This is a genomic window from Streptomyces bluensis, assembly GCF_014650715.1.
In the GTDB taxonomy this organism is placed as follows: domain Bacteria; phylum Actinomycetota; class Actinomycetes; order Streptomycetales; family Streptomycetaceae; genus Streptomyces; species Streptomyces bluensis.
The window spans coordinates 192,250-211,192 of the sequence record NZ_BMVM01000012.1 but is presented as its reverse complement, the minus strand read 5'-3'; the positions used below and the strand labels follow the sequence as shown (position 1 = coordinate 211,192).

18 protein-coding genes are annotated in these 18,943 nt (G+C 69.9%); 8 read left to right on the top strand and 10 right to left on the bottom strand.

Annotated elements, in window-relative coordinates; all coding sequences use genetic code 11:
- Entirely contained in the window at positions 1-1,602 is a 1,602-nt protein-coding gene (locus IE262_RS27240) for an LCP family protein (protein WP_189877457.1), read from the bottom strand.
- A gap of 85 nt (positions 1,603-1,687) precedes the next feature.
- Here IE262_RS27240 and tatA point away from each other — a divergent pair, with 85 nt between their 5' ends.
- Positions 1,688-1,915 (top strand): Sec-independent protein translocase subunit TatA, encoded by a 228-nt coding sequence (gene tatA, locus IE262_RS27235; protein WP_373305149.1) that lies wholly within the window; start codon positions 1,688-1,690, stop codon positions 1,913-1,915.
- A gap of 63 nt (positions 1,916-1,978) precedes the next feature.
- Here tatA and IE262_RS27230 read toward each other — a convergent pair whose 3' ends face one another.
- The 6 genes from IE262_RS27230 to IE262_RS27205 all read right to left on the bottom strand — a co-directional run bounded on the left by IE262_RS27230 (position 1,979) and on the right by IE262_RS27205 (position 7,272).
- Complete coding sequence (locus IE262_RS27230) at positions 1,979-2,212, bottom strand: hypothetical protein (RefSeq protein ID WP_134034637.1); 234 nt, start codon at positions 2,210-2,212, stop codon at positions 1,979-1,981.
- A gap of 83 nt (positions 2,213-2,295) precedes the next feature.
- Entirely contained in the window at positions 2,296-3,048 is a 753-nt protein-coding gene (locus IE262_RS27225) for an amino acid ABC transporter ATP-binding protein (RefSeq protein ID WP_134035076.1), read from the bottom strand.
- An 86-nt stretch (positions 3,049-3,134) separates the two neighbouring features.
- Positions 3,135-4,208 carry an amino acid ABC transporter permease gene (locus IE262_RS27220; RefSeq protein WP_229877515.1) on the bottom strand — a complete coding sequence of 358 codons (1,074 nt, stop codon included), beginning with the start codon at positions 4,206-4,208 and terminating at the stop codon, positions 3,135-3,137.
- Between the two features lie 47 nt (positions 4,209-4,255).
- Positions 4,256-5,200, bottom strand: coding sequence for an ABC transporter substrate-binding protein (locus IE262_RS27215; protein ID WP_229877514.1), 945 nt, complete (start codon positions 5,198-5,200; stop codon positions 4,256-4,258).
- 1 nt (position 5,201) lies between these two features.
- On the bottom strand, positions 5,202-6,020 hold the full coding sequence (locus IE262_RS27210; protein ID WP_189877367.1) for a deaminated glutathione amidase: 819 nt from the start codon (positions 6,018-6,020) through the stop codon (positions 5,202-5,204).
- A gap of 229 nt (positions 6,021-6,249) precedes the next feature.
- Positions 6,250-7,272 (bottom strand): substrate-binding domain-containing protein, encoded by a 1,023-nt coding sequence (locus IE262_RS27205; protein ID WP_229877513.1) that lies wholly within the window; start codon positions 7,270-7,272, stop codon positions 6,250-6,252.
- A gap of 234 nt (positions 7,273-7,506) precedes the next feature.
- Here IE262_RS27205 and IE262_RS27200 point away from each other — a divergent pair, with 234 nt between their 5' ends.
- Positions 7,507-8,910 carry an aminotransferase class I/II-fold pyridoxal phosphate-dependent enzyme gene (locus IE262_RS27200; protein WP_189877365.1) on the top strand — a complete coding sequence of 468 codons (1,404 nt, stop codon included), beginning with the start codon at positions 7,507-7,509 and terminating at the stop codon, positions 8,908-8,910.
- A gap of 144 nt (positions 8,911-9,054) precedes the next feature.
- On the opposite strand, the gene IE262_RS27195 is transcribed toward IE262_RS27200, so the two are convergent.
- Positions 9,055-10,407, bottom strand: coding sequence for an MFS transporter (locus tag IE262_RS27195; RefSeq protein WP_189877363.1), 1,353 nt, complete (start codon positions 10,405-10,407; stop codon positions 9,055-9,057).
- Between the two features lie 240 nt (positions 10,408-10,647).
- Between IE262_RS27195 and IE262_RS27190 the strand changes: the two genes are divergently transcribed.
- Positions 10,648-11,007, top strand: a complete 360-nt coding sequence (locus IE262_RS27190; protein ID WP_134034649.1) for an ArsR/SmtB family transcription factor — start codon at positions 10,648-10,650, stop codon at positions 11,005-11,007.
- A 77-nt stretch (positions 11,008-11,084) separates the two neighbouring features.
- Here the strand turns inward: IE262_RS27190 and IE262_RS27185 are convergent, their stop codons facing one another.
- The gene (locus tag IE262_RS27185) at positions 11,085-11,243 is read right to left on the bottom strand and encodes a hypothetical protein (RefSeq protein WP_189877472.1); all 159 of its coding nucleotides are present in this window, start codon (positions 11,241-11,243) and stop codon (positions 11,085-11,087) included.
- A gap of 260 nt (positions 11,244-11,503) precedes the next feature.
- Here IE262_RS27185 and kdpF point away from each other — a divergent pair, with 260 nt between their 5' ends.
- The 5 genes from kdpF (at position 11,504) to IE262_RS27160 (ending at position 16,955) form a co-directional block, all read left to right on the top strand.
- Positions 11,504-11,593, top strand: a complete 90-nt coding sequence (kdpF, locus tag IE262_RS27180; RefSeq protein ID WP_067057375.1) for a K(+)-transporting ATPase subunit F — start codon at positions 11,504-11,506, stop codon at positions 11,591-11,593.
- An 8-nt stretch (positions 11,594-11,601) separates the two neighbouring features.
- Positions 11,602-13,266, top strand: a complete 1,665-nt coding sequence (gene kdpA / locus IE262_RS27175) for a potassium-transporting ATPase subunit KdpA (RefSeq protein ID WP_189877361.1) — start codon at positions 11,602-11,604, stop codon at positions 13,264-13,266.
- A gap of 119 nt (positions 13,267-13,385) precedes the next feature.
- Positions 13,386-15,488 (top strand): potassium-transporting ATPase subunit KdpB, encoded by a 2,103-nt coding sequence (gene kdpB, locus IE262_RS27170; RefSeq protein WP_189877359.1) that lies wholly within the window; start codon positions 13,386-13,388, stop codon positions 15,486-15,488.
- Positions 15,489-15,493: 5 nt separating this feature from the next.
- Positions 15,494-16,162, top strand: coding sequence for a potassium-transporting ATPase subunit C (locus tag IE262_RS27165; RefSeq protein ID WP_134034661.1), 669 nt, complete (start codon positions 15,494-15,496; stop codon positions 16,160-16,162).
- A 109-nt stretch (positions 16,163-16,271) separates the two neighbouring features.
- Positions 16,272-16,955 carry a response regulator gene (locus tag IE262_RS27160; protein WP_189877357.1) on the top strand — a complete coding sequence of 228 codons (684 nt, stop codon included), beginning with the start codon at positions 16,272-16,274 and terminating at the stop codon, positions 16,953-16,955.
- 20 nt (positions 16,956-16,975) lie between these two features.
- Here the strand turns inward: IE262_RS27160 and IE262_RS27155 are convergent, their stop codons facing one another.
- On the bottom strand, positions 16,976-18,868 hold the full coding sequence (locus IE262_RS27155; protein WP_229877512.1) for a rhamnogalacturonan lyase family protein: 1,893 nt from the start codon (positions 18,866-18,868) through the stop codon (positions 16,976-16,978).
- Positions 18,869-18,943 lie beyond the last annotated feature (75 nt).

Here is an 18,943-nt window from a genome sequence, read left to right as displayed (position 1 = left end):
TCAGCCGCCGGAGCCGTACGACAGGTCGGAGCACAGGTCGTCGTCCGCCGAGCGGGCGCCGTCGGCCACCGAACCGGGGACGGCGGACGGCGTCGACGCCGGGGCGGAGGCACCCGCACCGGTGTAGGAGGCGCCGACGACCACGTTGACGACCGAGCCGTCGATGGCCTCCAGCCGGGCGCCGGGGAAGAGCTCGGCGACCGTCTCGGCCCGGCTCCGCAGGCCCGGCCCGTACTGGATGACCGTGGTGGCGTGCTGCTGGCTGCTCGCGTTGGCGGTGCCGGTGACGGTGAAGCCGTGCTCGGTGAGCGTGGCGGCGGCCTCGGAGGCCAGGCCGCTGGTGGTGGTGCCGTTGTAGACGGCGACTTCGGCACCGTCCCCGGAGACGTCCCCGGGGACATCAGAGGCGTCGTCGCCGGCCGGGGTCGCCGACGCGGCGGCTGACGCCGTGGGGGTGCGCTCGGTGCTCTTCTTCCCGCTCTTTCCGCTGGCGTCCTTGCCGTCGATGGTGCGGTCGTCCTTCAGCGCGGCCCACAGAGCGGAGGCGTCCGGCTCGACGACCGCGACGCGCGAACCCTCGTAGCGCCAGGGGATGGTCACGAACTTGGTGTTGTGCAGATCGATGTCCTTCAGCGACATGGCGAAGGAGATCAGCTTGTCCGCCGTGCCGAGTCCGGGGTCGACGGTCATGGACTCGGTGGCGGCGGTGGCGAGCGGCAGCAGTCTGGTCGGGGTGAGCCCGTCGCTCTTTATCTTCTTCAGGAGGCTGGAGACGAATGCCTGCTGGCGTTTGATCCGGCCTATGTCGGAGCCGTCGCCGATGCCGTGCCGGAGGCGGACGTAGTCCAGGGCCTTCTGGCCGGAGACGGTCTGCTCGCCCTCCTTGAAGATCAGCTCGCCCTTGGTGGTGCGGCTGGGGTTGAGATCCCCCTGGTAGATGTCCCCCGGGACGCACACCTCCACCCCGCCGACGACGTCCGTCAGCGCCGCGAAGCCCTTGAAGTCGACGACGACCGTGTGGTCGACGCGCAGCCCGGTGAGCTCCTCCACCGTGTTCTGGGTGCAGGCCGGGTTGCCCTTCGCGGTCTGCCCGACCGAGAAGGCCGCGTTGAACATGGTGTCGGGCTGGGTCCGCGTCCAGGTGCCGTCGGGCAGTTTGCAGGGCGGGATGGTGACCAGGGTGTCGCGGGGGACGGACACCGCTATCGCGTGCTTGCGGTCGGCGTAGATGTGCAGCAGGAACGCGGTGTCGGAGCGTCCGATGTCGTCCTTGCTGCCGCCGCCCAGCGCGCTGTTGCCGCCGGTACGCGCGTCCGAGCCGATGACCAGGACGTTCTGGCCCTTGGACGATCCGGCGTCCGGGCGGTCCCTGGACAGGCCGTCCCCGTCGAAGGTGTCGATGTCGCCGTTCAGCTTCAGGTAGATCCAGCCCAGGCCGGCCGTGCCGAGCACCGCCACGGCCAGCGCGACGAGCAGTGCCGTCCGCAGCGGGCCGCGGGCGCGGCGCTGTGCCGCGCGGCCACCGCGGGCCCTGCGACGGCCGCGCGGCTCCGACTGGCGCCGGCGGCGCGAGGGAGTGGTCTGCTCGCTGGTGGTGGTCATCGGCGCGCCCTCGTCCGTCCGGCTCGTACGGAAGGGACGAACTGACCTCATCCCATGAGTTGTATAGTTGCGCAATATAGCAAGAGTGGGAGAGGGGGTGGGCGGGGTGCTCCGCAACGGACTGGCGCCCTGGCACCTGCTGATCGTGGCGATCACGATCATCGTGCTGTTCGGTTCGAAGAAGCTGCCCGAGGCCGCCCGCGGGCTGGGCAGATCGATGCGCATCCTCAAGAGCGAGGCCAGGGCCATGAAGGGCGACGAGCCCGCGGGTCCGGCGGGGGGCGCGCCCGCCGGGGACGACTCGGCCCGCTGAGCGCCGGCCCGCCCGTCCGCCGGGAGTGGGCCGGCCCGCTGGGCGCCGACACCTTCCCGCGCCTCAGGGGCTGGCGATGTCGAAGCCGTACCGGAGCGGTTCGCCGGTCACGCGGTAGTCGCGGCGGTAGACGTACACCCCTTCCACGCGCACACCGTGCGGCGCGGCCTCCGGCTGGCAGGGGTACGTCACCTGGATCACGCGCGGCCGGTCGGAGACCGTCATCCGCATCCCGTCCGCGGGTCCTCCGTCGAGCACCGCGGTCTCCCGTCCCGTCGCGTCGCTGGTCTTCTCCATGGCAACATTTTAAAGGTTGTGCAACTATTCATGGATCGTGAGGCAGGTCACGGTCCGGCCGGGGTGCCGCAAGCCGGCCCGGATCACAGGAACCGGCTCAGGAACGCCCGCGTGCGAGGGTTCGCCGGGTGATCCAGGACCTGTTCGGGGGTGCCGCTCTCCACGATGCGGCCACCGTCCATGAAGACCACACGGTCGGCGACCTCCCGGGCGAAGCCGATCTCATGCGTGACCACCAGCATGGTGAGGCCGCCCCGGGCCAGGTCGCGCATGGTGGCGAGGACCTCGCCCACCAGCTCGGGGTCGAGCGCGCTGGTCGGCTCGTCGAAGAGCATCAGCTTGGGCCGCATCGCCAGGGCGCGGGCGATGGCCACCCGCTGCTGCTGTCCCCCGGAGAGCTGCCGGGGATAGGCGTCCGCCTTGTCGGCCAGACCCACCTGCTCCAGCAGCCGCAGCGCCGTCTTTCGTGCCTCGGGCCTGGCGACCCGGAGTACCCCGACGGGGGCCTCCATGATGTTGGCCAGGACGGTCTGGTGCGGGAACAGGTTGAAGTGCTGGAACACCATGCCGATGTCCCGCCGCTGCCGGGTCGCCTCACGCGGGCGCAGATGGTGGACCCGGGAGCCGGACCGGCGAAAGCCGATCAGTTCGCTCTCGACGTGGATGGAGCCCGAGTCGATCTGCTCCAGGTTGTTGACACAGCGCAGGAACGTCGACTTGCCCGAGCCGGACGGACCGAGCAGCACGACGACCTCCCCGGAGCCCACCTCCAGGTCGATGCCCTTGAGTACTTCCAGATGCCCGAACCGCTTGTGCACCTGGTGCGCCCGCACCATCGGCGTCCCTGCGGCCGGGGCGACATCCGTCGCCTTCGTGGTCAGGCCCGTGCCCATGGCCGTGCCCGTGCCTGTGGTCCTGGTCGTCATGAGGAGGTCTCCGATTCGGGCGCCGACGCGGTTTCGGACGCTGCGAGCGGTGCACGTGGCGTACGCCGCCGGAAGAGCGCGAAGTCCCAGAAGCTCTGCGGTGCGTTCCGGCTGCTGCCACGGGCGTAGTGGCGTTCGATGAACGACTGCCCGATGTACAGCACCGAGGTCATGACCAGGTACCAGAGGCAGGCCACGATGAGCAGGGGGATGGTCTCGAAGGTGCGGTTGTAGATCGATTGCGCGGTGTACAGCAGATCGGCCAGGGCGATCACGCTCACCAGCGAGGTCGCCTTGAGCATGTTGATGACCTGGCTGCCGGTGGGCGGCACGATGAAGCGCATGGCCTGCGGCAGCACGATCCGGCGCAGGATCCGCGCCCGGCCCATGCCGAGTGCCGAGGCGGCCTCGGTCTGGCCGTGGTCGACGCCGAGCAGACCGCCGCGCACGATCTCCGCCATGTAGGCGGCCTCGTTGAGACCGAGGCCGAGGATGGCCGCGAGCCACGGGCTGATCAGAGAGTTGGTCTGGGCGCTGACGAACTCGGGGCCGAAGGGGATGCCGACGGAGATCCGGGGCAGCAGCGCCGAGAGGTTGTACCAGAAGATGAGCTGCACCAGCACGGGGATGCCGCGGAAGAACCAGACGTACGCCCCGCAGACCGAGCTGAGCACCCGGTTCTCCGACATGCGCCCCACCGCGACGAGCACCCCGCCCACGATGCCGATCGCCATGGCCACCAAGGTGAGTTTGACGGTGGTGGCGATGCCCTGGCCGAAGACCTGTGCGCCGAAGTAGTCGCCGACCGTGCCCCATTCGAAGTTCGGATTGGTGACCAGGAAGTGCCCCAGCTGTGCGGCGAGCACGGCCAGGACCGCCACGGACAGCCAGCGCAGCGGATGCCGTACGGGGACGGCGTGGGCCACGTCCACGTCGCCCGCGTCGTGCGACCCCTTGGGCTCCTCGGGGCCTTCGGCGCCCTTCGGCCGTACCCCGATGGCGACCGCCGGGGTGTCGGTGTCGCTGTCGGTGCAGGTCCCGGAGTCAGGGGAGGGTGGTGGGGTGGCCATGGACGGCTCACCTCCTTTCGCTTTCATGAGTGGTCCGGCGCTGGTGCCTAGGACGTGGCGAGGTTGATGCCCGCCTGCTTCAGCTCGTTGTCCTCAAGGCCCCACTTCTTCATGATCTGGCCGTAGGTGCCGTCGTCCATGAGCTTCTGGAACGCCTTGAGCAGCACGTCGCGCAGCTCGCCGTTCTTGGGGACGACGGCACCCTGGTAGAGGGTGTCGAACCCGTTGGACTGCCCGGTGCCGGACAGTTCGAGCTCGCCCTTCGACTGCTGCACGAAGTACGTGAGCGGCGCCTGTGAGGAGAAGAAGGCGTCGGCGCGGCCGGACTTGACGGCGAGGATCGAGGACGGCTGGTCCTTGTACGACTGCACCTGGACGGCGGGCTTGCCGTCCTTCTCACAGGTCTGGGACTGGGTCTTGATGACGCCCTCGGCGGAGCCGCCGGCCATGACCGCGATCTTCCGGCCGCAGGCGGTGTCGAGGGAGGTGATCTTCTTCGGGTTGTCCTTGGGTACGGCGAAGACGACGAACTCGCGCACCCAGTCCACGAAGTCGTTGGCGCCCTGCCGGTCCTTGAAGTCACCGATCGGGCCGACGGCGAAGTCGTACCGCCCGGCCTTGATGCCCGTCAGCTCGCTCGGCAGCCCGTCCGCCGTGACGTGCTCGATGGTGACGCCGAGAAGCTGGCCGAGCGCGGTCGACAGGTCCGCGGAGGCACCGGTGAGGTGGTGACCGTCCGAGCCGGCGATCTCGTACGGAGGGAAGGAGCCGTTGTTGACCGAGATCAGCTTTCCGGCCTTGACCACCTTGGCGGGCAGCTGGTCGTGCAGCGCCTGGTCCATGGTGACCTTGGCTCCCGAGCCGGTGGTGGCGGAAGAGTCCTTCCCGCCGGTTCCGGCCTGCGGCGGGTTGCCGCCGCACGCGGCCAGCAGGGCGGTGCAGGAAAGGGCACCGACGGTGAGGGCGATACGTCTGGTGAACATGTTGCGCATGTCAGGCTCCGAGGGGAAGGCTGCCGAGGGGACGGACAGTGGGGTCGACGGCGAACCGTCGGTTGGCGAGGACGGGGAGGGTGCCACGGGCGGCCGCGGTGACGCCCGGGTCCGCCTCGGCCCAGGCCAGCCCCGGCGCGGCGGCGAGCCGGGAGCGGACGGTGCCGAGCGGGTCGACGATGAGGCTGTTGCCGATGTTGCGCGGGCCGCACTCGCCGCTGGCCGCGACCCAGCAGGTGTTCTCCAGGGCCCGCGCGGTGACCATGACCTCCCAGTGGCGCTCCTTGGCCGGGCCGCGCACCCAGGCCGCCGGGAGCACCAGCACCTCGGCACCGGCGTCGGCCAGCAGCCGGGCCAGTTCCGGGAAGCGTACGTCGTAGCAGGTCATGAGGCCGACCTTGGTGCCGGCCACCTCGACCACCACGGGCGGTTCGTCGGCGGGGCGGACGTTGGCGGACTCCTGGTCGCCGAAGGCGTCGTAGAGGTGGATCTTGCGGTAGCGGGCGATGAGTTCGCCCGCGCGCAGCACCACCAGCGTGTTGAAGACCCGGCCGTCGTCGGACGGTTCGTGGATGCCGACCACGATGGAGGTGGCGCTCCGTGCGGTGGCCGCGGCCAGTTCGGTGACGAACGGGCCGTCCAGCGGCTGTGCCACCTCACGGATGCGGTGGCGGTCCTCGGTGAAGCGGGCCAGTACGCCCTCGGGAAGTACGAGCAGATCGGCGCCGCCCTGGTCCGCCTCGGCAGCGAGGTCGATACAGGCGGTCAGGTTGTCCTTCCAGTCGGGACTGGCGGCGAACTGTCCTACGGCGATGCGCATGAGCGGGTTGCTCCAGGGTGGGTCGGCAGGTGGATCGAGCGGGGAGGAAGTGGATCAGACAGGGGTAAAACTGCCAGGGGAAGGTAAGGGGAGGCGGTGAGGGAGGGGAGCGGGGGAACAGCGAAGGGGAGTGGGCCGAGGAGATGCGGATCAGGGGGAGGGTCAGGGAGCGGATCAGGGGGAGAGTTCAGGGAGCGGGGAAAGGAGGAGGAGCGGCGGGCCCGGGGCTTCAGACGGCGGCTGTGGCGGAGGCCGACGGGCCGGGGGCGACGGGTTCCGGGAAGGGCTCCGGGAAGGGCTCCGGGAAGACGACGGCCGGGTCGATCGGATCGGGCCAGATGCCCTGCGCGTACAGCTCCTCGCAGAACGCGGCGGTCATCGCCGCGTTGCTCGCCGTACCGTACGGCATCCAGTCCTGGCCGAACAGCGTGGCCGACTCGGTCAGCGCGTGCAGCAGCCAGGGTGTGGTGTCGGTGAGAAGCCTGCGGCGGCCGAGCCAGTGGTGCTTGGACTCCTCCAGGCCCGCCAGGAGGGCGGCGGGCAACTCGGGGTGGGCCTCGACGACCTCCTTCTTCAGCGTCACCAGGTGGATTCCGGGGACGAATCCGGTGGCCGACCAGTAGGCGCGCTCGGCGGCCGGGTGGTCGTCCAGCAGATGCCGGAAGCGGCTTGCCGAGGTGAAGAACTCCGACGGCATGAAGGGGGTGAGGATCGCGTCCAGGCGTCCGGCGGCCAGTTCCCCGACCAGGGACTCGCCCTCCGGCATGGCCGAGACGTTCGACGGCAGCGGGCGGTCCCCGAGCCGTTCCTTGCCGACCTCGCCGGTGGCCAGCGGGCCGACCCGCCAGGTGATGCCGGACAGGTCCACGCCCGCGGCACGGATCAGCGCCCGGGTCCAGGTGTTGCCGGAGTCGGGCCAGCCGGTGAGGCCGATACGGGTGCCGGTGAGCTGGTCCAGCGAACGCATCGGGCTGTCGGTCCGCACCAGCACACAGCGGTGGCGAAAGCCGCGCATCACGAACGCGGGCAGACCCATCAGCCGGTCGTCGCCCGCCGCACGGGCCTGCACATAGCGGCTGAACGAGGTCTCGCCGCCGTCGAGGCCCGGCTCGGCGAGCACGTTCGGAGTGATCTCCCGCGCGTCGATCCGTATGTCGAAGCCCGGCACCCGCACCCGTCCGGACATCAGCGGCACCAGATGGTCCCAGTCGCGCAGGCCCAGACGGACGGTGGGGAGGGACGGACGTGACACGGCGCGCACTCCTAGCGTTTCGAGCAAGCTCGCACAGAGCGGTACAAGTTCTTGCATGGTGCGCATAGCTCTCTTTCGGCCATGCGATGTGCGGCAGGCTATTGTTCAGAACAGAATGCAAACAAGATGCGTTTTGTTACTGAACATAGTTTTTCCGTGTCGTAACCTGCGGGGCCGTATACGGCGACAGAGGGTCGGTGCGGGAGAACGGCCAGGTGAGCGGGGGGAAACGGCATGGCCGGGACCGATGGCGGAGGCAGGGGCAAGGGCGGAGGCGGGCAGGGAACGTGGCCCACCGCCCGGCTGGCGGCACGCATAGAGGACCCCAGCGCCCGGGGCATCGCGGTCACCATGACCGATCTCATCCGGTCGGGAGAGCTGGCGCCCGGCAGCGCACTGCCCACCGTGCGGGCTCTCGCCGGTGCGCTCGACGTCAGTCCCAGCACTGTCGCGGAGGCATGGGCAGTACTGCGCCGGCACCGAATGATCACCACGCTCGGGCGGCGCGGGAGCGTGGTCAGCGGCCCGCCGTCGGTACCGCACCCGGTTCGCTACGAGCGCGTCGGCGATTTCGGCGCCCACCTCACCCTCGACCTCGCCGTCGCCGCCCCGGACCCCGCGTTGCTGCCACCGCTCGGCGAGGCACTGCTCGCGGGCGCCCGGACACCCAAGCTCAACGACTACTCCCGTACCCCCATCACCGACGCCCTGCTGGACGCCGTGCGCGGCACCTGGCCGTTCACGCCCGAGGCGTGGCTGGCCGTCGGCGGCGGCTACGAAGGGGTGCAGGTGCTGTGCCAGGCGCTGATCGTGCCCGGTGACCGGGTCGTCGTGGAGGATCCCACGGCGGCGCGGTTGCTCGACATCCTGGATGCCCTGGACGCAACTGTCGTCCCGGTCGCGTGCGACGACGAGGGCCCGCTCCCGGATGCGCTGTCCCAGGCCCTGGACCAGCGCCCCGCACTGTTTCTGCATCAGTCCCGGGCGCAGGTCCCCTGCGGCTGGACGCTCACCGAGCGGCGGGCCGCCGCGCTTGCCGCCCTACTGGAGAGCGCGCCGAACGTCACCGTGGTCGAGGACGACGGCATCGGCCCGCTCGCCACGACCCCCGGCGCCAGCATCGGTGTCCATCTGCCGCACCGCACCGCGCTGGTGCGCTCGTACTCCAAGGCGTACGGCCCCGATCTGCGCCTCGGCGTGGTCGGCGGGCCGGGGGAACTGGTCGAACGCGCCCGGGTCCTGCGCACGTTCGGCACCGGCTGGACCAGCCGCATCCTCCAGGACGCGCTGGCCCACCTGCTCGTGGACGAGGCGGCCACGCGCTGCGTACGGGAGGCCGCCGACCGGTACGGCAGGCGCAGAACAGCGCTGGCCGACCGCCTGGACGGGCACGGCGTACGCACCCGCAACCAGGACGGCCTCATGCTGTGGGTGCCGGTGGCCGACGAGACGTCCGCGCTGGTCACGATGGCCGCCCGAGGCGTCACGGTGTCACCGGGCACCCGCTACTGCGTCTCGTACACCGAGCCTCACCTACGGGTCGCCACCAGCAGACTCTCCGACGACCCGGCCGCCCTCGACGAAACGGCGTCTCTCCTCGCCCTGGCGGCCACGGCCACGGCGGATCGCCTGCACTGAACGCGTCCACCGGTCTCGTCGTCGGCTGCATCGCGTACCGCGTCGGCGACCTGCGCCAGTTCCGCTCGCGGGTCGCCGCGGCTCGCCTCGGCCGTGGAGGCATACCGCGCGTCGGCGGCGCAGGCCGGCCGGAGTCAGCCGGTGCTACGGGTGCCGTTGGTACGGGTGGGCGTGCAGGCCGTCGGCGAGCCGGACGTGATGGTGCCGCCAGCCCGTCGACACCCGTCGGGCGCCCACCAGGTGAGGGTGCCCGGCGGGAAGGTCCGCGTGCACGTGCGCGGGCCCGGAGGGCCCCGGCCGCCACAGCCCTGCCGCCAGCAGCGAGGCGGCCAGCGCGATCGAGCCCAGGGCGAGCACCGCCCACGAGAGCCCGGCCGCCGAACCCAGCCATCCCGCCAGCGGATACGTCACCAGCCAGCAGCCGTGGGACAACGAGAACTGCGCGGCGAACGCCGCCGTACGCTCCGCGGGCGGCGCCGAGCGGCGGATGAGCCGCCCCGTCGGCGTCAGCACCATCGAGCACGCCGCACCGAACGCCGCCCAGACAGCCAGCAGCGCGGGCCAGCGCCAACCCCCGCTCGGCGCCGCCGTGACGACCCCGAGCCCGGCGAAGACGACCGCGAGCAGCAACGCCCCCGGCAGCATCACGGCCCGGTCCGGCACCCGGTCCAGGACCCGGGGCAGGACCAGGGCCACGATCATCGACCCCGCGCCGTACGCGCCGAGCGCCAACGGCACGGCGCTCTGCGGCAGTCCCAGGACCTCGCGCACGTAGACGACGGAGTTGACGGTCACCATCGCTCCGGCGGCCGCGACCGCGAGGTTCAGGGCGAGCAGCGCCCGCAGCTCGGGGACGGCGAGGAAGAGGCGGGTGCCCGTGGTGGCCCTGGCGCAGGCGCCCCGGGCGGGCGGCGCGGGAGGGGTGGCCGGCTCGGGCAGAGCGGCGGAGATCACCAACGCGGCCGAAGCGAGAAAGCCGAACACCGTCCCGGTGAACAGCCAGTTGTACGTGACGACCGACAGCAGCGCCGCCGCCAGCGCGGGGGAGAACAGGCTCTCCAGGTCGTACGCGAGCCGCGACATCGACAACGCCCGCGTGTAGTCACGCTCCTCGGGCAGCACGTCGGGGATAACGGCCTGGAACGTCGGCGTGAACACGGCCGACGCGGACTGGAGCAGGACGACCAGCACGTACACCTGCCAGACCTGGTCGACGAACGGCAGGAACAGCGCCACCCCGGCGCGCACCAGGTCCGCCGTCACCATGAGCGCCCGGCGTGGCAGCCGGTCGGCCACCGCGCCGACGGCCGGGGCGATCGCCACGTACGCCACCATCTTCAGGGCGAGCGCGGTGCCGAGCACCGAACCGGCGTCGGCGCCCGCGATGTCGTACGCCAGCAGGCCGAGCGCGACGGTCGCCAGCCCGGTGCCGACGAGGGCGATGACCTGGGCGGCGAAGAGGTGGCGGTAGGTGCGGTCGCGCAGGACGGCGAACATGCGGGCGGCTCCCTGGGCAGGCCGGTTCGGTCGGACCGGTCGGGCCGGTCGACACCCCACGAGTGTAGCCATCATGTGCGCACCTGCGCACATGATGGCTGGCTGTGACGGTCGCGATGCCGTGTTGTGTGGGGGCATGCCGCGCGATGCCGCGTGATGCGGGACGGTGTGGCGTCAGGGCTCCTGTGGTGCCGATACGGCCTGCCCCGCCACCGCCCCCGATGGCTCTAGGCTGACCTCATGCCTGAGCGCGACGCGATATCACCTGCGGCCAGTGCGCATCTGCGTGCTCCGGACAGCGCGCGGCTCGCCGAGGCGACGGGGGTGTTCGCGATGCTCTCGGACGCCACCCGGCTGCATCTGCTGTGGCTGCTCGCGCAGGGCGAGTCGGATGTCGGTTCTCTCGCCGAGCGGTGCCAGGCGTCGCGCACGGCGGTCAGTCAGCATTTGGCGAAGCTGCGGCTCGCAGGACTCGTCGACACCCGCCGCGAGGGCCGGCACATCCACTACCGCCTCAGTGACGGTCACCTGCGGCGCCTGGTCCTCGAAGCGCTCAGTCACGCGGACCACCGGGTGAGCGGACAGGCCCCGCACGACTGACAGGTCACGACTGGGAGAAGGCGCATGTGGTGCCGTGTGCCCGCGCGGGGCCACGGCACCACGGTGGTACCAGGCGGCTACTTGGCCACGTGGAGGGCGGCCAGGGCCTGTGCCCAGCGGGCGTACTTCAGCTGGGCCAGGTCGGTGACCGTCTTGACGCCGAACGCCTCCTCCAGCAGTTCGCCATCGCGGTCCGAGACCCCCTTCAGCGCGCTGACCGGCGTCGCCGTGGTCACAGGCGCCGTAAGAGGTCCGTCAAAGCCGTAAGAGGTCCGTCAAAGGGGTGGGCGCGGACGTAAGAGGCCCGTCAACGGTGCTCGGATTCGGCCGGCGTTCGGGGTTTCCTCGAAACGTCCGATCCGTCAGGCGTCCGGTTCTCACACGGATGCTCTCCGAATCCCCTCCAGGAGCTCACGATGGCCGACGTGGCCTTCGTTGTCACCACTCTCGCGGTGTTCGCGCTGGTGGCCTTCGTCGCCAAGGGGGTGACGAAGCTGTGACCGTCGAGAACATCGTCGGCCTGGTCGTGGCCGTCGCCCTGCTGGGCTATCTCGTCCTCGCCCTGATCTTCCCGGAGAGGTTCTGAGAGCGCACATGGGTCCCGTACTCGCCGGTGTGCTCCAGTTGCTCGCCCTCATGGTGGCGCTGGCGCTCGCCTACGTTCCCCTCGGCACCTACATGGCCAAGGTCTACTCCTCCGACAAGCACTGGCGCGTCGAGCGATGGATCTACAGGGCCATCGGCGCCCATCCGAACACCGAGATGCGCTGGCCCGCGTACCTGCGCGGCGTGCTCGCCTTCTCGGCCGTGGGCGTCCTCTTCCTCTACCTGCTGCAACGGCTCCAGGGCGTGCTGCCCGGTTCGCTCGGGTTCTCCTCGATCGAGCCGGCGCAGGCGTTCAACACCGCGGCGTCCTTCGTGACGAACACCAACTGGCAGTCGTACTCCGGCGAGCAGGCCATGGGCCACGTCGTGCAGACCGCCGGTCTGGCCGTGCAGAACTTCGTCTCCGCGGCCGTCGGTATCGCGGTCGCGGTGGCGCTGGTGCGCGGGTTCGCGCGCTCGCGCACCGGTGAGCTGGGCAACTTCTGGTCGGACCTGGTGCGCGGTGTCACCCGCATCCTGCTGCCGGGCGCGGCGATCGCCGCCGTCGTGCTGGTGGCCTGCGGAGTGATCCAGAACTTCTCCGGCATCCACGAGGTCGGCCAGTTCATGGGGGCCTCGCAGCAGTGGAACGGCGGTGCGGTCGCCTCGCAGGAGGCCATCAAGGAACTGGGCACCAACGGCGGCGGCTACTTCAACGCCAACAGTGCCCACCCCTTCGAGAACCCCACTCCGTTCACCAACCTGTTCGAGATCTTCCTGCTACTGGTGATCCCGTTCTCGCTGACCCGCACGTTCGGCGTGATGGTCGGCAGCGTGAAGCAGGGCTACGCGATCCTGGCGGCCATGGCGAGCATCTGGGTCGGCTTCGTCACCCTGATGATGTGGACCGAGTTCTCCCACCACGGCCCGGCGTTGCAGATCGCGGGCGGTGCGATGGAGGGCAAGGAGGTGCGGTTCGGCGTCGGTGCCTCGTCGATCTTCGCGGTGTCGACCACGCTGACCTCGACGGGTGCGGTGGACTCCTTCCACTCGTCGTTCACGGGCCTCGGCGGCGGCATCGCGATGCTGGGCATGATGCTGGGCGAGATCGCGCCCGGCGGTGTCGGCTCGGGCCTGTACGGCATGCTGATCATGGCGGTCATCGCGGTGTTCATCGCGGGGCTGATGGTCGGCCGTACGCCCGAGTACCTGGGCAAGAAGATCGGCACCCGCGAGATCAAGCTGGCGGCGTGCTACATCCTCATCACCCCGGCGCTGGTCCTGATCTTCGCCTCGGTCTCCATGGCCCTGCCCACACCACCGCAATCGATGCTGAACTCCGGCGCGCACGGGTTCTCCGAGGTGCTGTACGCCTTCACGTCCGCCTCGAACAACAACGGCTCGGCGTTCGCGGGCCTGAACGCGAACACCGACTGGTTCAACACGATGACCGGGCTCGCGATGCTGCTGGGCCGGTTCCTGCCGATGATCTTCGTGCTGGCGCTCGCGGGTTCACTCGCCGAGCAGAAGCCGGTCCCGGTCACCGCGGGCACCCTGCGCACCGAGAAGCCGCTGTTCGCGAGCCTGCTCGTGGGCGCCATCCTGATCATCACCGGTCTGACCTACTTCCCGGCCCTCGCGCTCGGACCGCTCGCCGAGGGGCTGGCGTCATGAACACCGACGTAACGAACCAAGGCGCAACGAACCAAGACGCAACGAATCAAGGTGCAACGGACCAAGACGCAACGAACCAAGACGTAATAAAACGAGACGTGAAGAACCAAGAGGCCTCGATGTCCACAGCCACTCCGACCCGGGCGCCGCACAGCGACGTACCCACCGGGCACAAGGCCGCCGAAGGCCGTGTCGGCGCGGGCCTGTTCGACCCCGGACAACTCGTCAAGTCCCTGCCGGACGCCTTCCGCAAGCTCGATCCGCGGGTGATGGTCAAGTCGCCCGTGATGTTCGTGGTGTGGATCGGCTCGTTCCTGACCACCGTCTTCTCCTTCACGGATCCCGGCAACTGGTTCGGCTGGACCATCAGCGCCTGGCTCTGGCTGACCGTGGTCTTCGCCAACCTGGCGGAGGCGGTCGCCGAGGGCCGCGGCAAGGCGCAGGCCGACACGCTGCGCAAGGCCAAGACCGACACGGTCGCACGCCGGCTGCTCGCGGACGGCTCCGAGGAACAGGTCCCGGGCACGGAGCTGCGGATCGGCGATCTGGTGGTGTGCGAGGCGGGCGACGTCATCCCCGGCGACGGCGATGTCGTCGAGGGCGTCGCGTCCGTGGACGAGTCGGCGATCACCGGTGAGTCGGCGCCGGTCATCCGGGAGTCGGGCGGCGACCGCAGCGCCGTCACCGGCGGGACGAAGGTGCTGTCCGACCGGATCGTCATCAGGATCACGACCAAGCCGGGCGAGACCTTCATCGACCGGATGATCAGCCTGGTCGAGGGCGCGGCCCGGCAGAAGACGCCGAACGAGATCGCGCTGAACATCCTGCTCGCCTCGCTGACCATCGTGTTCCTGCTGGCGGTGGCGACGCTGCCGCCGTTCGCCGCCTACGCGGGCACGCACCTGACGATGGTCGTGCTGGTGGCGCTGCTGGTCTGTCTGATCCCCACCACGATCGGCGCGCTGTTGTCGGCCATCGGTATCGCGGGCATGGACCGGCTGGTGCAGCGCAACGTGCTGGCGATGTCCGGCCGGGCGGTCGAGGCCGCCGGTGACGTCTCGACGCTGTTGCTGGACAAGACCGGCACCATCACCCTGGGCAACCGGCAGGCCGCCGAGTTCGTGCCGGTGAGCGGGACCACCGAGGCCGAGGTCGCCGACGCCGCCCAGCTCTCCTCGCTGGCCGACGAGACCCCCGAGGGCCGCTCGGTCGTCGTTCTGGCGAAGGAGAAGTACGGGCTGCGCGAACGCCACCAGGGCGAGCTGGCCGGCGCCGAGTGGATCGCGTTCACCGCCCAGACCCGGATGTCGGGCGTGGACGTCGACGGCAGGAAGATCCGCAAGGGCGCGGCCGGTTCGGTCATCACCTGGGTCCAGGAACAGGGCGGCACCCTCCCCGAGGACGCCGACACGATCGCGGCCCGGATCTCCGAGGCGGGCGGCACACCGCTGCTGGTCGCGGTGGACGACGAGCGGGGCGCCCGCGTCCTCGGAGTGATCCACCTCAAGGACGTCGTCAAGGACGGCATGCGGGAGCGGTTCGTCGAACTGCGCCGCATGGGCATCAAGACCGTCATGATCACGGGTGACAATCCGCTGACCGCGAAGGCGATCGCGGACGAGGCCGGAGTCGACGACTTCCTGGCAGAGGCCACGCCCGAGGACAAGATGGCGCTGATCAAGCGCGAGCAGGCGGGCGGCAAGCTGGTCGCGATGACCGGTGACGGTACGAACGACGCCCCCGCCCTGGCGCAGGCGGACGTCGGCGTGGCGATGAACACCGGTACGTCGGCCGCCAAGGAGGCCGGGAACATGGTGGACCTGGACTCCAACCCGACGAAGCTGATCGAGATCGTCGAGATCGGCAAGCAACTGCTCATCACCCGGGGCGCGCTCACGACGTTCTCCATCGCCAACGACGTCGCGAAGTACTTCGCGATCATCCCGGCGCTGTTCGCGGCGGTCTACCCGGGCCTGGACAAGCTCAACATCATGGGCCTGTCCTCACCCGACTCCGCGATCCTGTCGGCCGTCGTCTTCAACGCGCTGATCATCATCGCGCTGGTGCCGCTGTCCTTGAGGGGTGTGCAGTACCGGCCGATGAGCGCGGACCGGATGCTGCGGCGCAACCTCACGATCTACGGCCTCGGCGGGCTGATCGCCCCGTTCATCGGCATCAAGATCATCGACATGCTCATCTCCCTCATCCCCGGGATCAGGTGAACGACATGAACAACTCCGTCACCAACACCGCCCGGTTGCTCGGAGCGGGCCTGCGCGCCCTGCTCGTGCTGACCCTGGTGACCGGTGTCATCTATCCGCTGGTCGTCACCGGTATCGCCCAGGGGCTGTTCCCCGGCAGGGCGAACGGTTCCGAGATCAAGGCGGACGGGAAGGTCGTCGGCTCGTCCCTGATCGGGCAGGCGTACAACCTGCCGCTGAAGAAGGGGCAGCAGACCCCGGAACCGGACCTGAAGTGGTTCCAGGGCCGCCCGCAGAACGGGCTGGGCCACAACAGCGTCAACACCCAGTACAAGCTCATCGTCTCCGGCGCGACCAACCTCGCCGCCGACAGCAAGGACCTTGTCCAGCAGGTGAAGGACGCCCAGGCCGCGGTCATCAAGGACAACTCGGTGCCCGGTCACGTGGTCAAGCCGTCCGACGTCCCCGCCGACGCCGTCACCTCCTCCGCTTCCGGACTGGACCCGAACATCTCCCCGGCCTACGCGGACCTCCAGGTCCACCGGGTCGCCGAGAAGAACAACCTGCCGCTCGCGCAGGTGCAGAAACTGGTGGACGAGCACACCGACGGCCGCACGCTCGGCTTCATCGGCGAACCGCGGGTGAACGTCCTGGAACTCAACATCGCGCTCAAGGACCTCGCGGCGACGAAGTGACGGCCGGCGGCGACGACGAACTGACGGCCGGGGACGACGAGGTGGCGGTCGGCGACGAGGTGACGGCCTTGGAGCAAGTGACGGCCTTACACGACGGAAAGGCACACCGATGACCCAGGTGCTGGTGGTGGAGGACGACCCGCATCTCGTACGGGCTCTCGTGATCAACATGGAGGCCCGCCGGTACGGCGTGGACGCCGCCCCCGACGGGGCCACGGCTCTCAGACTGGCGGCCGCGCGTCATCCCGACGTGGTGATGCTCGACCTCGGCCTGCCCGACATGGACGGCGTCGACGTCATCAGGGCGCTCCGCGGCTGGACCCGTGTACCGATCCTCGTCCTCTCGGCCCGCCAGGCGTCCTACGAGAAGGTCGAGGCGCTCGACGCGGGCGCCGACGACTACATCACCAAGCCGTTCAGCATGGACGAGTTGCTGGCTCGGCTGCGGGCCGCCGTCCGCCGCGCCGAGGGCAGCCCGCTCGCCCCCGAAACGACCCTGGTGGAGACGGACGACTTCACCGTCGACCTGCTCGCCAAGAAGGTCGTCCGGGGCGGGCGGGACGTGCGGCTGACCCCCACCGAGTGGCACCTGCTGGAGATCCTGGTCACCAGCCCCGGCCGGCTCGTCACACAGAAGGATCTCCTCCGGGAGGTCTGGGGCGCCTCGCAGAGCACCAAGACCAACTACCTGCGGGTCTACATGGCCCAGCTGCGCCGCAAACTGGAGACGGACCCCTCCCACCCGCGCTATCTGATCACCGAGTCCGGCATGGGCTACCGCTTCGAGGGATGACAGACACGACCTGTCAGGATTCAGGAACCGCCCGCAGCGTAGGCGATGTTGGGCCGAGGTGGCTGGGCCATGCCCGCTCCGAGGAAGTAGTCGGGGTGGTGGGACTGCATGTAGCCCTTGAACGTCATGGCGTTCCGGTAGGCGGGGTTGTGCGCCGGCGTGTAGAGCCGGGTGTTCGTCGGCTGGTTCGTGGTGAAGATGATCAACTCGTCGTAGGACGCGTTGGTGTACACGGCTTCCTCGCGCCAGTCGCCGAGGATGTCACCGACGAAGGTGGGCTGCACGCCCTGGGAGGCGTTGACCGCGCCGTAGTTCCAGGTGCTGACCAGCCGGGGCAGGCTGCCGCTCGGCGTCGGGCGTGCAGGGTCCCACTTCTCGATCTTGCCGTCGTTGAGCAGCTCCATGGTGAGGTCGCCGTCCCACCACAGGCCCAGCTGCGGCCAGGGGCGCAGCGACGCGTTCGGCTCGGCGAGCTTGTTGGAGGGCGCGTTGTACAGGCCCGAGAAGGACCAGACCTCCATGCCGGGGAAGCGCGGGTCGACGTCTCCGGCCATGCCGCGTCCGACGTCGGCGGGGCCGTCACCCTTGTGCTCCCAGATGACGGTGCCGTTCGAGGCGTCGTAGTAGTACTCCAGCAGACCGCTCGGGTTGTCCTGCTGGACGCCGTAGCCCTCCAGGCCGGGACGACTGGGGTCCATGTCCGCGATGTGGAAACGGTCGCCGTGGTTGATGCCCTTGGGCCCCATCGAGTAGCGCAGGGACCCGTCGCCGTTCAGCACGAACCCGATCTCGGCGACCTCGTCCTTCCCGTCACCGTTGACGTCGATGGCGCGGGTGTTGTGCCCGTCGGGCGCGTTCTGGCTGCCGCGCTGCCATGTCCACTGGCGGTCCAGCGAATCGCCGTCGTACTTCCAGGCGGCCATCATCAGGTTGAAGGAGCCGTCGTCGCGCCGGTTCTTCATGTAGGCGACCAGGCTCGGCGTGGTCCCGTTGAGGTACGCCACGCCGAGGCGCGCGCCCATCGGACCGTCACCCAGGTAAGTCGTCGGCACGGCCGACCAGTTGCGGAGGGCTCCGGTCCGGCCGTCCAGGACGGCCATCCACTGCCGCGAGTCGTCCTCGTGCGTCCAGGTCGTGCCGTCGCCGAAGGTGACGCCGTCGGCGATCCGTACGGCGACCTCCGCGCGGCCGTCGCTGTCGAAGTCGTAGACCGTGACACCGTCCCAGTGGCCCAGGTCGATTGCGGACGACCCCGGCTCGATGTTGTCCTGGTTCTGACTGTTCGGCCCCATGTCGACCTCCCAGAGGAAGTCGCCGTCGCCGCTGTAGGCCTCAAGAGACTGGGGCGAGGTCTGCCGGTCCACCACGTAGTCGTACGCGCCGTCGCCGTCGAGGTCGCCGACCCAGACGAACTTCACCGGACCGCCGGAGCGTAACGGCACGCGGACCACGGGCTCCGTGGCGTGGTTGGCCGTCAACGTGAAGGCCTCGCTGGGCGCCTGCTCCTGCCCGCCCACGACCGGGGCCACCCGGTAGCTGTTGGACCTCGTCAGGTCGGCGGTGGGGTCGGCGTAGTTGGTGCCGCCCGTCAGGACAGCGGCGTTGAGCTTGACGTACGCGCCGCCACCGGTGGACCGGTACACGTTGAAGCCGATGCCCTCCGGGTCGAGCCCCAGCAGCCGCCAGGACACCAGGACCTGGGTGCTGCTGGAGCGCACCGCCACGACCCCGCGCCCGAGGTTCTCCATGACGCGGGCGGCCTGAACCGCCGTATCGGCGGTGGTGGTGGCGGTGGTCGGAGTCGGGTTGGGCGAGGCTGGGCTCGCGGGGCCGACGGCCAGCGTGGCGCAGACGGCCAGAACCGCCGGGATGGTGACGGCCACGCGGTGGGCGGGCCAGCTTTTCATGAGCATGACAAGTTCTCCTCCTTGCGATTGCGGTGCGCGGGGGTGGGGTTGGACCGGCTCCCGCCCTCGACCCAGGCCGGA